Genomic DNA, 13,150 nt, shown 5'->3' on the forward strand with positions numbered 1-13,150 from the left:
GGGGGGGGGGGGGGGGGGGGGGGGGGGGGGGGGCGGGGGGGGGGGGCGGGGGCGGGGGGGGGGGCCCGGGACGGGGGGGGGGCCGACTCCCGCCTCCACTGCGGTCGGTCGTGGTGGTTGCCCGCTTGCCGGGGCGGATGGTCTGTAGACCGGTCTACATATTCGCGCTGGCGGCGGGGCGGGTGAGGAGGAAGGCGTCGAACTCGGCGCCGTACCAGCGGGCGGTGCGGCCCAGGGGCGTCATGCCGAGGCGGTGGCAGACGGCGGCGGAGCGGGTGTTGCCGGGGCGGACGACGGCGTGGATCCCGGTGAGGCCGTCGGCGAAGCCCTTGGCGAGGGCGCCGCGGGCGGCCTCGGTGGCGTAGCCGTGGCCCCAGGAGTCGGGGTGGAGGTGCCAGCCGACCTCGACCTCGCCGGCGCCGCCGCCGTCCTCGTCCGGCAGCGGCAGCAGCATCACCGAGCCGACCACCACCCCGCTGTCCCGCCGCTCCAGCGCCCAGACGCCGTACCGGGGGTCGGCCGAACGCCCCCGCCACCGGTCGATCATGGCCGGTACCTCGGCGGGCGACTCCAGCGCCCGCGGCGTGGCGCCCAGCCACCGCGCGACCTCCCAGCGCGAGTAGAGGTCGTACGCGCGCTCGGCGTCGCTGTGCTCCCAGAGGCGGGCGGTCAGTCGGTCGGTGCTGAACAACGCTGCTCCTCGAACGGTGGTGCCGTGGTCGGCGCGGGGTCAGTCGTCCTGCGGCTGGCTGGTGCGCCCGGACCAGCGGGGCTCCCAGTGGGCCCAGGACCGTTCCCAGGTGCGGTCCGCCCGCCGGTCGAGGAAGCGTAGCCGCAGCGCCAGCACGCCGCCGAGCAGCGCGGTCAGCGTGGCCGAGCCGGCCAGACCGACGCAGACCGCGCCGACCGCCAGTCCGGCCCGGGTGGCCGGGGCGGTGGCCGGCCGGCCGTCGTCGTCGACCCACAGGACGATGGTCGACCCGTTCGCCGTGCTGCGCGGGGCCTCGACGGTGCCGGTGCGGGCGAGGCCCTCCGGGGTGGTCCAGGAGACCGAGGTGTCGGTCCGCTTCTGGTAGCCGCCGCTCCAGCGGCCGGCCCCGGTCTCCTCGGTGCGGAGCTTGCCGAGGACGAGCGCCTCGGTGCGGTGCAGACGGCCGCGTTCGGACTCGGCGGTGCGCCCGGCGGCGCGGTAGCCGAGGACGGCGGCGGTGACGACGCCGGCCAGGCCGACGACCAGGGCGAGCCCCGCGACGAGCCAGGCCCGGCTGCGGGACCGGTCGACGGGGCGGGCGAGCGGTTCGCGGCGCTGGACGGTCCGGCGGCGGCCGAGCGCGCGGCGCAGGTTGCGGCCGGCCCGCCGGGGGAGGGACGCGGTCCGGGCCGAGCGGGGTGAGCTGGACACGATGCGTGCTCCTCACGGCTGTTGGCGTGGGTTCGGCCCCGTCGAGTCCCAATCTCTCCCGGCACCGGCCCCTCGCACAAGAGCCGGGTGGTCCCGCGCGCCGGCCGGGAGGCGGGCCCAAAGCCCCTGACCGCGTCGCGGGACCGGGACGTTCGGCCCTCGGCGGGCCGGGGGTGCAGCGGGCAGGCTGGGCCCTGGCCGCGTTCTCGTGCCGGGGACGCGGAGGTCCGGCCTGCTGTGGGGGCTCGCCGGGCCGCCGTGCAGAGCGGAGGACGGGTTGGGGCCGTCCTCCGCTCGCCGCCTTTCCGCATCCTCGATCGACATCGCGTTTCACCAGGTCAGGGCCGTATCCTCGCCAGCTATACACTCGATGTATACCTCTGGTGTATGGTCCTCTCATGAGTGTTCCCCTGACCCTTCTCGGGCTGCTGGAGCGGGAGCCGAGCCACGGCTACGACCTCAAGCGCGACTACGACACCTTCTTCGGCCGCGGCAAACCCCTGCCGTACGGTCAGGTCTACGCCACCCTCGGCAGGCTGGCGCGCGACGGGAAGGTCGTCCCCGGCGAGGCCGAGCCCGGCGACGGGCCCGAGCGCAAGCGCTACGTCATCACCGAGGCCGGCGTGACCGAGTTCGAGCACTGGCTCGCGGAGCCGGTCGCGCCCGAACCCACCCTGCAGTCCGTGCTGTTCACCAAGGTCGTGCTGGCCCTGCTGCTCGGCCGTGACGCCGAGGCCTACCTCGACACCCAGCGCGCCGCCCACCTGCGGCGGATGCGCGAGCTCACCGAGCTGCGCCGCACCGGCCCGCTGGTCGACGCCCTGCTCGCCGACCACGGCCTCTTCCACCTGGAGGCGGACCTGCGGTGGATCGACCTGACCACCGCCCGCCTGGACGCCCTGGCCGCGGAGGTGCGCGCATGACCCCCCTGATCGAGGCCCGCGACGTCGAACTCTCCTTCGGCGAGACCCCGGCGCTGCGCGGCGCGAGCCTGGCCGCCGAGGCCGGCGAGGTGCTCGCCGTGATGGGCGCCAGCGGCTCCGGCAAGTCCACCCTGCTGCACTGCCTGGCCGGCATCCTCGTCCCCGACGCGGGCGAGGTGCTCTTCGACGGGCAGCGGATCGACACCCTCGACGAGAACCGGCGCAGCGCCTTACGGCGGGACCGCTTCGGCTTCGTGTTCCAGTTCGGCCAGCTCGTCCCGGAACTGACGGCCGAGGAGAACGTCGCCCTGCCGCTGCTGCTCTCCGGCGTCCGCCGGTCCGCCGCCCTCGCCGACGCCCGCCCGTGGTTCGCCCAGCTCGGCCTCGACGGCCTGGAGCGCCGCCGCTCCGGTGAGCTGTCGGGCGGTCAGGCCCAGCGGGTCGCGCTCGCCCGGGGCCTGGTGACCCGCCCCCGGGTGCTGTTCGCCGACGAGCCCACCGGCGCGCTGGACTCGCTCACCGGCGAGCAGGTGATGGCCCTGATGGTCTCGGCGGCCCGTGAGCAGGGCACCACCGTCGTCCTGGTCACCCATGAGCCCCGGGTCGCCGCCTACGCCGACCGCGAGGCGATCGTCCGCGACGGACGGGCCCGCTCGCTCTCGGCCGGCCTCGCGCCCGGCGGCGCGGCGACGGGGCGGGTGGCCCCGTGATCGCCTTCGCCCTGCGTCTCGCCGTGAGCGGCGGCCGGCAGGCCGTCGCCCGGCTGCTCACCATCGCCGCCGCCGCGGCCGTCGGCGTCGGCCTGCTGCTCTCCACGATCGCCGCCGTGAACGCCGTCGGCGCCACCAACGAACGGATGCTCTGGGCCAACTCCGGCGCGGCGAGCCGCACCGGGACCGCCGACGTCGACCCGCTCTGGTGGCGAGAACACGGCCCCGAGTTCTACGACGGCAAGCGCCTGCTGTACATCGAGGTCGCCGCCACCGGGCCGACCTCGCCGGTCCCGCCGGGCCTGGCGAAGCTGCCCGCGGCGGGCGAGTACTACGCCTCGCCCGCCCTCGCCGAGCTGATCCGGGAACAGCCCGCCGACCAACTGGCCGACCGCTTCCCCGGCCGGCCGGTCGGGGAGATCGGCGACGAGGCGATCGCCTCCCCGGACTCCCTGGTGCTGCTCGTCGGCCAGGATCCGGCGGCCCTCGCGGCCCGGCCGGGGGCCCGTCAGATCACCACCATCGCCACCGCCCTCCCGCCGGACTGCCGGGCCGACTGCCCGGCCACCGGCACCCGCGGCGACGCCATGACCCTGATCCTCTCGGTGGTCGCCGGGGCGCTGCTCTTCCCCGTGGTGATCTTCATCGGCACCGCCACCCGGCTCTCCGCCGCCACCCGTGAGCAGCGCTACGCCGCGATGCGCCTGGTCGGGGCGACGCCCCGGCAGATCACCCTGATCGCGGCCGCCGAGTCCACCCTGGCCGCCGTCGCCGGCACCGTCCTCGGCTTCGGGCTCCACCTGCTGCTGCGCCCGCTGGTGGCGACCGTCCCGTTCACCGGGGAGCGCTTCTTCGTCGAGGACCTCACCCTCGCCGTGCCGCAGGCCCTGGCCGTGCTGCTCGGCGTCCCGGTGGCCGCGGCGGTGGCCGCCCGGCTGGCGCTGCGCCGGGTGACCGTCTCCCCGCTCGGCGTCAGCCGCCGGGTCACCCCGAGGCCGCCGTCGGCCTGGCGGGTGGCGCCGCTGCTGGCCGGGCTCGCCGAGCTCGCCTGGTTCGTCGGCCGCCGCCCGGACACCACCAACGGGCAGACCGCCGCCTACCTGACCGGCTTCCTGGTGGTCATGCTCGGCCTGGTGGTGGCCGGCCCCTGGCTGACCATGGCGGCCGCCCGCGCGGTCGCCGCCCGGACCGGCCGCCCGGCCACCCTGATCGCCGTGCGGCGGCTCGCCGACGACCCGAGGGCGGGGTTCCGCTCGGTGGCGGGCCTGGTCCTGGCGCTGTTCGTCACCACCGCGACGGTCGCCATCATCGGCACCATCGACACCAACCGGGGCGCGCTCAGCGGCGACCCGCAGACCCGGGCCGCGGTGTCGCACGGCGCCCCGGCCGACGGTCCGCCGATGACCGCCGCCGTCCCCGACCGGGTCCTGGCCGGCCTGCGGGCCGACCCCGGCTTCCGGGGCCTCGCGATCGCCCGCGCCAACCCGGACGGCCTGGCCCGCGACCCGTCCCTGCCGCCCGGATGGCCGGCGCCCCTACTGGCGCTCTGCTCGGACCTCGCGCAGGTCCCGGTGGTCGGCCACTGCGCCCCCGGCGCCGAGGTGGCGGCCGTCGACCCGTTCGGATTCCTGGACCTCCAGTCGCAGGACGCCGTCCAGTGGCCGACCGCGCCGATCACCGCCGAGGCGGCCGCCCGGCTGCCGGCGCAGTCGCTCTACGTGACGACGGACGGCACGACGGCGGCGAAGGAACGGGTGCGTACCCTGCTCAGCCGGTCCTTCCCGGACCAGCACGCCCGGATGGTCCAGGACTGGGGCTCCGCGCAGCAGCAGATGCTCGCCGGCTGGCGGCAGCTGGCCGACGTCGTCCTGCTCACCACCCTGCCGATCGCCGGCTGCAGCCTCGCGGTCAGCGTGGTCGCCGGCCTCTCCGACCGGCGCCGGCCGTTCGCGATGCTCCGGCTGACCGGGGCGCCGCTGGGCCTGCTGCGGTGGGTGATCGCCCTGGAGAGCGCGCTGCCGCTGCTGGTGGTGGCGGCGATCGCCACCGGCACGGGCTTCGGCGCGGCGGCGATGTTCCTCAAATCGCAGATGGACTACGACCTGGTCGCGCCGGGCGCGGTGTACTTCGCGCTGGTGCTGCTCGGGCTCGCGGTGTCGCTCGGGATCATCGCCTCCACGCTGCCGCTGCTGAAGCGGATCACCGGCCCCGAGGCGGCCCGCAACGGCTGACCCCCCGAGGCCGACGACGGCCCTGCCGCGCGAACCCCGCCCCCGGATCCGGAGGCGGGGTTCGCGCACGTCCGGCCCGAATACCGGTGAATTCCGTTTGTGTGCACGAAGCCTGACCGAACGTCATTCCCCCGTCCGTTCCGGAGCGGACATGTCGCGTTGAAAAAGGCTTCCGAAAGGTGTGTGACATGTGCAATGGTACTGCTCACCTCCCCACCGTGCGACGGACCAGCACGCAACCCCCGTCGCCATCGGTCCTCACCCCCCCCACCCGGCCGTACCCCAATGCGGCCGACCCAGGCCCGGAGGCCCCCACGTGAGTACCGTGCGCCTGTTGCGACTCCCGCAACTGGCAAGACTTCTTCTGCTCGTCCTTTCCTGTGCCCTGACGATCGGCCTGTTCGCCCCGCGGAGCCAGGCCGCTCCCGTCGTCCCGAGCCCCGCGGCCACTCCCGCGACCGACCGCGGCGACCTCCCGCCGCCCGGCGCCGACAGCGAGCTCGCGTCGTCGGCGCACCGCCACGACGCGGCGACGAGCCCGAAGGACACCGCCCCCGAGCGGCTCGCCTTCCAGGACTCCGCCGTCGCGCCGGCCAAGGCCCCCGCGCCCTCCGCCAAGGCCTTCGGCCTGGGCGCGGAGGCGGCGGACACGGAGGCCGCCGACGCCGCCGCCTGCAACCCGGCGTCCTTCGCCCGGACCGGCGCGGCCCTGGTCCGCCTCGTCAAGGCGGCCAGTTACGACTGCGTCGACGGGCTGTTCCGGATCCCGACCGAGTACGCGGCCGGCGCCTTCGGCGAGTCCCAGATGCTCACCGTGATCGAGGCGCTGCGCGAGAGCGCCCGCACCTACCAGGGCAACGACAGCGACCACATCTCGCAGCTGATGTACTACGTGCAGGCCGGCTACTCGGTGCAGTGGACCAAGGCGGACGTCGTCGGCTCGTACGACAGGCTCCCGGCCAAGATCAGCGAGGCCGTCCACACCTTCTTCGCCAACCCCCGCTCGCTCGACCCCACCACGGCCAACGCCGTCCCGCTGGAGCGCGCCGCCGTGCTGGCCGACGTGCCCCGCACGCCCGGTGACTACGTCGACGTCGTCAAGCAGATCCTGAACGCCTACCAGCCGGAGGCCTGGGACCAGGCCAACCTGCTGCGGGCGGTCAACCCGGTCACCCTGGTGCTGTACCGGGGCGTCAACTCCGGGGACCCGGACTTCCGGAAGGCCGTCGTGGCCGATCCGGGCGTCGTCGACGCGCTGAACGGCTTCATCCTCCGCGCCAAGGGCCACCTGCTGGACCGCGACCGCAACAACTCCCTCACCCTCAACAACGCGATCGACGAGCTGACCCGGCTGCAGGCCATCGCGGAGGTCGCCCCGCGCTCCCGCGCGGCGGTGAAGAACCTGGTCGACACCTCCGGCGGCATCACCGGGCCGAACTGGCCCCAGCGCGCCTCCGCGGTGGCCTCCATCCAGAAGTTCGACCAGGCCAACTGCGGCTACTACGGCACCTGCGACGACCCGCAGCGCTTCAAGGACGCCTACCTGCCGGTCCGGCACACCTGCAGCCCGACCCTGCGCATCCTCGGCCAGGACCTGACCGCGGCCCAGCTGGCCACGGCCTGCACCAGCCTGAACGGCCAGGACGTCTTCTTCCACGGCGTGTCCCGGGACAAGGGCCCCGTCGCGGACGACAACAACGCGGCCCTGGAGGTCGTCGCCTTCGACTCCGACGTCCAGTACGTCGCGCTCGGCCGGGCGATCTTCAGCACCGACACCAACAACGGCGGCATCTACCTGGAGGGCGAGCCCTCCAGGGCCGGCAACCAGGCCCGCTTCCTCGCCTACGAGGAACCGTCGCGGTCCGGGGGCTACGAGATCCGCAACCTCAACCACGAGTACACCCACTACCTCGACGCCCGCTTCAACCTCTGGGGCAACTTCGACCAGGGCGGGTCCGGCAAGCTGGTCTGGTGGACCGAGGGTCTCGCCGAGGTCGTCGCCACCTCCTACCAGAAGCTGGTCAACCAGGCCGCCATCGACTCGGCGGCCCGGCACAGCTACCGGCTGAGCGAGCTCTTCGACACCGCCTACGGCGACCAGGACCGCGTCTACCGCTGGGGCTACCTGGCCGTCCGCTACATGCTGGAGCAGCACCGCTCCGACGTGGACGCGCTGCTCGCCAAGTGGCGCGCCGGCGACTGGGCGGGCTCCCGCGCCCTCACGACCGCCATCGGCACCCGCTACGACGCCGACTTCGACGGCTGGCTCAGCCGCTGCGCCGCCGGCGCCTGTGCGGTCGTCCCGGAGTTCCCGCAGTTCAAGGCCTGCGAGAGCGGTGACACCCGCCAGCTCGACAAGAACTGCGTGCGCACCGGCGTCTCGGCGACCGCCGGCAACTACGCGCACTTCTACATCAACGTGCCGGCCGGCACCAAGCAGATCAAGGTGACCAGCAGCGGGGGCACCGGCAACGCCGACCTCTACTACCACTGGGGCACCTGGGCGTACACCAACGCGTACGTCACGCGGTCGGCCGGGCCGGACAACTCCGAGACCCTGACCATCACCAACCCGCCCGCCGGTTACGTGTTCTTCAGCCTGTACGCCCAGCAGGACTTCAAGGGCGTCACCGTCACCAGCGAGTTCTGACCGGAGCACCGACGGCGGATCCGGCAGCGGTTCCGGCAGCGGTTCCGACAGTGGTTCCCTGAGACAGGGTGAGACCCGCCCCGCCCGGGGCGGGTCTCACCCGTTGACGGGGTACGCGTGCGTCCCGGGCCGCGGCGCGCCGCCCAGCTCCCGGCGCCAGCTGCCGAGCACCAGCCCGGACGGGTAGAACATCGGCTCCGGCAACGCGTCCAGCGCCACCCGCTCCCAGCCCCCGCACGCGTGCGGCTCGGTGACCACGGCGGGCGCCAGGCTCGCCGGGGCGAGCACCGCGGCGGTCAGCCGGGGGCGGCCCAGCTCGTGGTCGAGCAGCACCGCGAGCACCCGCATCCGCTCGGCGGGCAGCACGATCCCGGTCTCCTCGGCCAGCTCGCGCGCGGCCGTCTCCTCGAAGGACTCGCCCGGGTCGACCTTGCCGCCGGGCAGGCTCCAGGTCGGAGGCTCGCCCGGGGTGGTGCGGCGGCCGATCAGCACCCGGCCGTCCCCGGTGGGCACGATCACGCCGGCGCCGAGCAGCGGTGCGGTGGTCATGGCGGTTCCTCCGTCACGTGGGGAAGGGGCGGCGGCTACCAGGCGGCGCGCTCGAAGTCCTTCAGGAAGCAGCCGTAGAGGTCCTCGCCCTGCTCGCCGCGGACGATCGGGTCGTAGACCCGGGCCGCGCCGTCGACCAGGTCGAGCGGGGCGTGGAAGCCCTCGTCGGCCAGCCGCATCTTGTCCGGGTGCGGGCGCTCGTCGGTGATCCAGCCGGTGTCGACGGCGGTCATCAGGATGCCGTCGGTCTGGAACATCTCCTGCGCGCTGGTGCGGGTGAGCATGTTCAGCGCGGCCTTGGCCATGTTGGTGTGCGGGTGGCCGGCGCCCTTGTAGCCGCGCTGGAACACGCCCTCCATCGCGGAGACGTTGACCACGTACTTGCGCCGGGACGCCGAGGCGGCCATCGCCGGGCGCAGCCGGCTGATCAGGATGAACGGCGCGGTGGAGTTGCAGAGCTGGACCTCCAGCAGCTCCACCGGGCCGACCTCGCTGACGGTCTGCACCCAGCTGTTGGTGTCCGCGAGGTCGGGGACGAGGCCGCCGGCGTCGATCGCCGTGCCGGCCTGGATCCGCTCGGGCGTGGCCGAGCCGGTGACCAGGGCGAGCGAGGTGACGTCCGTGGCGGAGATCCGCTCGCCGCCGTCGGAGGCCTGGTGCGGCAGGGCGGGCAGGTCGACGCTGCCGCTGTTGAACCGGCCGATGGTGGTGGACTGCGGCAGCTCGCCGGCCGGCAGCGGCGCGGACTCGGCGGCGACCAGCTCGCGGTAGGACTCCGGCGGGCGGCGCACGGTCTGCGCGGCGTTGTTGATCAGGATGTCCAGCGGGCCGTCCGCGGCGACCTCGTCGGCCAGCGCCATCACCTGTGCCGGGTCGCGCAGGTCGATGCCGACGACCTTCAGCCGGTGCAGCCACTCGGCGCTGTCCGGCATCGCGGTGAAGCGGCGGATCGCGTCGTTGGGGAAGCGGGTGGTGATGGTGGTGTGGGCGCCGTCGCGCAGCAGCATCAGCGCGATGTACATGCCGATCTTGGCCCGGCCGCCGGTGAGCAGCGCCCGCTTGCCGGTGAGGTCGGCCCGGGCGTCCCGGCGGGCCCGGTTCCTGACCGCGCAGTTCTGGCAGAGGTTGTGGTAGAAGGCGTCCACCTCGACGTACCGCTGCTTGCAGATGTAGCAGGAGCGGGGACGCTCCAGGATCCCGGCGATCTCGGTGGTGGTGACGGTGGTCAGGCCGAAGGCGCCGGCCGTCTCGTCGTCGATCCGGGTCGGGGCGCCGGTCGCGGTGCGCGCGGTGACCGCGCGGTCGTTGGCGGTCTTGCGGGCCCGGGTCTCCTGGCGGCGGCGCTGCTTCAGGGTGCGGAATATGCCGCCGACGGCCTGGCGGACGGCGATCGCGTCCGGGTGGTCGACGTGCAGCTCGTTCAGCTCGGCCAGCACCTCCAGGCAGAGCCGGAGGCGCTCCGGGTCGAGGCCGGGGCCGTAGTCGATCTCCTCGACGGTCCCGGTGCCGTTGTCCTGCTCGATGTCCACGCCCGCCGCCGTCATGCCCTTGCCGCTTTCCCGCTCGCCCCGCCGATCACGATCACGGCGGTCGCCGCGTCACCGCGTGAATGCTACGGGAGCGGCCCCGGCCGGGGCGAAAAGCGGAGTATTTGGAGGATCCTCCAGGTCTACGCGCGGAGCTTCGATCATGGCTTGTGTACAGCACCAGCAATCGTGCTCGAACTGGCTTTTGGCGAACGGCTCCCGGAGAATCGAACGTCGGGTGCAGGGGCGCCCGAGTGTGCCCTGCGGCCGAGCCGCACCCGCACCCGAGGTGTATTTTCTCCCAGCCAGAGAGCCCCGTTTCATGCGCTTCCTGAACGACCTCATGCCCTCGTACGACCTCACGTACGACGACGTCTTCATGGTCCCCAGTCGATCCGCCGTGGGCTCCCGCCAGGGTGTCGACCTCTCCTCCAACGACGGCACCGGCACCACCATCCCGCTGGTCGTCGCCAACATGACCGCCATCGCCGGCCGCCGGATGGCCGAGACCGTCGCCCGCCGCGGCGGCCTGGTGGCCATCCCCCAGGACATCCCGACCGAGGTCATCGCCGAGGTCGTCGGCTGGGTCAAGCAGCGCCACCTGGTGCACGACACCGCCATCACCCTCGACCCCGGCGCCACCGTCGCCGAGGCGCTCTCGCTGCTGCCCAAGCGCGCCCACGGCGCGCTGGTGGTGGTCGAGGACGGCCGGCCGGTCGGCGTCGTCACCGACTCCGACTGCCAGGGCGTCGACCGCTTCACCTCGCTCTCCGAGGTGATGTCCCGCGAGCTGCTCCTGCTCGACGAGGACATCGACCCGCGCGACGCCTTCGACAAGCTGAGCGAGGCGCACCGCCGACTGGCCCCCGTGGTGGACCGCGAGGGCCGCCTGGTCGGCATCCTGACCCGCAAGAACGCGCTGCGCGCCACCCTGTACACCCCGGCCGTGGACGCCGCCGGCAAGCTGCGGATCGCCGCCACCGTCGGCATCAACGGCGATGTCGCGGGCAAGGCCAAGGCCCTGTTGGAGGCCGGCGCCGACGCGCTGGTCGTGGACACCGCGCACGGCCACCAGGAGTCGATGATCAGCGCGCTGCGGGCCGTGCGCGGCCTGGACCCGCAGGTCCCGGTCGTCGCGGGCAACGTCGTCTCGGCGGCGGGCGTGCGCGACCTCGTCGAGGCGGGCGCCGACATCCTGAAGGTCGGCGTCGGCCCGGGCGCGATGTGCACCACCCGGATGATGACCGGCGTCGGGCGACCGCAGTTCTCGGCCGTTCTGGAGTGCGCCGCGGAGGCCCGCCGGCTCGGCCGGCACGTCTGGGCCGACGGCGGCGTGCGCCACCCGCGCGACGTCGCCATGGCGCTGGCCGCGGGCGCGTCCAATGTGATGATCGGCTCCTGGTTCGCCGGCACCTACGAGTCGCCCGGCGACCTGCAGACCACCGCCGACGGCAGGCAGTACAAGGAGTCCTTCGGCATGGCCTCGAAGCGGGCCGTGAGCAACCGCACCGCGCAGGACTCCTCGTACGACCGGGCCCGCAAGGCGCTGTTCGAGGAGGGCATCTCGCACTCCCGGATGTTCCTCGACCCGGCTCGCCCGGGCGTCGAGGACCTCATCGACTCCATCGTCGCGGGCGTCCGCAGCTCCTGCACCTATGCGGGCGCGGCCACCCTGGAGGAGTTCCACGAGAAGGCCGTGGTCGGCATCCAGAGCGCGGCCGGCTACGCCGAGGGCAAGCCGCTGCACTCCAGCTGGGCCTGAGCCTCCGCGCGTCCGCCGGCCGGTCCGCTCCCCGCCGCGGGGAGCGGACCGGCCGGCGCGTCGGGCCCCAGCCCCAGCCCCAGCGGCAGCAGCAGCGCGCGGCCGAGCAGCCCGACCGCGCCGTCCAGCGCCGCGCCGAACGCCGCGGCCGCCGAGGGCCGCCCGCGCAGCTCCCAGAGCACCCGCACCGAACCCCAGGCGGCGTCCCGGGCGGTGTCGACCGACCACGCGCCGAGCCGGTGGGTCAGCGGCTCGAACCGCTCCAGCAGGTCCGGCCCCGGCATCAGCTGCTCGCGGACGGCCGCCTCCACCGCGGCCAGCAGGTCGTTGATCCGGCGGTAGTCGCCGGCCAGCCGCTCCGGCTCCCGGCCCAGCCGCCGGCAGGTGTCCAGGACGGCGAGCGGCAGGTCGTGCTGGATGTGGGCGTTCATCCCGGCCAGCGCGAACTGGACCGGGTGCACCTGCGGGTGTGCGCGCAGCTCGAACAGCGGCCGCCAGCAGGCCGGCGGCGACCGCCGCGCCGCGACCGCGTCCACCGCCAGCAGGTAGCGCCCGGCGAACACCGTGTCGAGCACGGCCATCGCCGACGGGTCCGCGAAAGTGCCCAGCCGGTCCCGGACGGTCTCCGTGACGGTCAGGTACATCCGGTTGAACACCGCGACCCCGTCGGCCGGCGGCAGTTCGGCCTCGATCGCCCGCAACCGGCGGACCACCGCGTCGATCCCGCGCGCCCGCCGCGCGCCCGGTGCGCTCCGCGTGGGCGTCCTGACCATGCGTCACCTCCGGCGTGGTCGGTGCTCTGATCGCATCATCGTGGCACGCCGGACGGGCGGATCATCGGTTCAACGCGTAGTCCAGCACATGGCCGTGCCACCCCTCCTCGTCCACCTCCGGCTCGAACACCCCGGTGATTCCCTCCGGCCCGCCCGAGCCGGTGCCCTCCACCACCCGGATCGCCGGCCGCTCGCCGTGGCTGCCGGGTGCCGCGTGCCGTAGCGCGAACGACCCCTGCCGCCCGGCCGGCGAGCCGGTGACCCGCTCCACCGCCACGTACGCGGCCGGGCCGCTCGCGCCGTCCAGCACCGACGGCATCCGCACCACGCTCGACCCGGTCGGGCCGCCGGTGAACTCCTTGCTGATTCGCACCCGGCCGACGTCGACCCCGGCTGCTCGTCCGTCTCCTCCCGCTTGCCCCGCTCCCCGTCGCACCGTCCCCTCGGCGAAGGCCCCGCGTGCCCCGGTCCGCCCCGGCCGCCCCGGCCGCACGCACGCCCTCGCCCGCCCCACTGGCAACCAGCCGCCCGTCCGGGCTCAGCACTCCCCGGCCCACCGACACGGCTTGGGCATGGGCGAGGGCGGCAGCGACGGTGGCTGCGATCGACGGGAGGCGGCGGGGC

General features: G+C 74.3%; 11 protein-coding genes. 5 read left to right on the forward strand and 6 right to left on the reverse strand.

The features are described 5' to 3' along the window. Positions 1 to 154 precede the first annotated feature (154 nt). Positions 155 to 691, reverse strand: a complete 537-nt coding sequence (locus ACFVFS_RS12130) for a GNAT family N-acetyltransferase (protein ID WP_380622985.1) — start codon at positions 689 to 691, stop codon at positions 155 to 157. A gap of 39 nt (positions 692 to 730) precedes the next feature. Next, positions 731 to 1,402 carry a hypothetical protein gene (locus ACFVFS_RS12135; protein ID WP_380622987.1) on the reverse strand — a complete coding sequence of 224 codons (672 nt, stop codon included), beginning with the start codon at positions 1,400 to 1,402 and terminating at the stop codon, positions 731 to 733. A 398-nt stretch (positions 1,403 to 1,800) separates the two neighbouring features. Between ACFVFS_RS12135 and ACFVFS_RS12140 the strand changes: the two genes are divergently transcribed. The 4 genes from ACFVFS_RS12140 to ACFVFS_RS12155 all read left to right on the forward strand — a co-directional run bounded on the left by ACFVFS_RS12140 (position 1,801) and on the right by ACFVFS_RS12155 (position 7,916). After that, positions 1,801 to 2,325: a PadR family transcriptional regulator gene (locus ACFVFS_RS12140; protein ID WP_344344573.1), complete on the forward strand. Its 525-nt coding sequence runs from the start codon at positions 1,801 to 1,803 to the stop codon at positions 2,323 to 2,325. Next, positions 2,322 to 3,035: an ABC transporter ATP-binding protein gene (locus tag ACFVFS_RS12145; RefSeq protein WP_380622990.1), complete on the forward strand. Its 714-nt coding sequence runs from the start codon at positions 2,322 to 2,324 to the stop codon at positions 3,033 to 3,035. Before ACFVFS_RS12140 ends, ACFVFS_RS12145 begins: the two co-directional genes overlap by 4 nt. Beyond that, entirely contained in the window at positions 3,032 to 5,266 is a 2,235-nt protein-coding gene (locus ACFVFS_RS12150; protein ID WP_380622992.1) for an FtsX-like permease family protein, read from the forward strand. Before ACFVFS_RS12145 ends, ACFVFS_RS12150 begins: the two co-directional genes overlap by 4 nt. A 334-nt stretch (positions 5,267 to 5,600) precedes the next feature. Further along, the gene (locus ACFVFS_RS12155) at positions 5,601 to 7,916 is read left to right on the forward strand and encodes a collagenase (RefSeq protein WP_380622994.1); all 2,316 of its coding nucleotides are present in this window, start codon (positions 5,601 to 5,603) and stop codon (positions 7,914 to 7,916) included. 96 nt (positions 7,917 to 8,012) lie between these two features. Here the strand turns inward: ACFVFS_RS12155 and ACFVFS_RS12160 are convergent, their stop codons facing one another. After that, entirely contained in the window at positions 8,013 to 8,465 is a 453-nt protein-coding gene (locus tag ACFVFS_RS12160; protein WP_380622996.1) for an NUDIX hydrolase, read from the reverse strand. Positions 8,466 to 8,500: 35 nt separating this feature from the next. Then, positions 8,501 to 10,009: an SDR family NAD(P)-dependent oxidoreductase gene (locus ACFVFS_RS12165; protein ID WP_380622997.1), complete on the reverse strand. Its 1,509-nt coding sequence runs from the start codon at positions 10,007 to 10,009 to the stop codon at positions 8,501 to 8,503. 304 nt (positions 10,010 to 10,313) lie between these two features. Between ACFVFS_RS12165 and ACFVFS_RS12170 the strand changes: the two genes are divergently transcribed. Further along, positions 10,314 to 11,753, forward strand: a complete 1,440-nt coding sequence (locus ACFVFS_RS12170; protein ID WP_380622999.1) for a GuaB1 family IMP dehydrogenase-related protein — start codon at positions 10,314 to 10,316, stop codon at positions 11,751 to 11,753. Here the strand turns inward: ACFVFS_RS12170 and ACFVFS_RS12175 are convergent. Both ACFVFS_RS12175 and ACFVFS_RS12180 read right to left on the reverse strand, forming a co-directional pair. Next, the gene (locus ACFVFS_RS12175; RefSeq protein WP_380623001.1) at positions 11,714 to 12,526 is read right to left on the reverse strand and encodes a DUF5995 family protein; all 813 of its coding nucleotides are present in this window, start codon (positions 12,524 to 12,526) and stop codon (positions 11,714 to 11,716) included. The two genes, ACFVFS_RS12170 and ACFVFS_RS12175, sit on opposite strands and share 40 nt — an antisense overlap. A 61-nt stretch (positions 12,527 to 12,587) precedes the next feature. Beyond that, positions 12,588 to 13,040, reverse strand: coding sequence for a DUF3224 domain-containing protein (locus ACFVFS_RS12180; RefSeq protein WP_380623162.1), 453 nt, complete (start codon positions 13,038 to 13,040; stop codon positions 12,588 to 12,590). Between the last annotated feature and the right edge of the window lie 110 nt (positions 13,041 to 13,150).

Origin of the sequence: Kitasatospora sp. NPDC057692 (genome assembly GCF_042799475.1) — a bacterium.
GTDB lineage: Bacteria > Actinomycetota > Actinomycetes > Streptomycetales > Streptomycetaceae > Kitasatospora.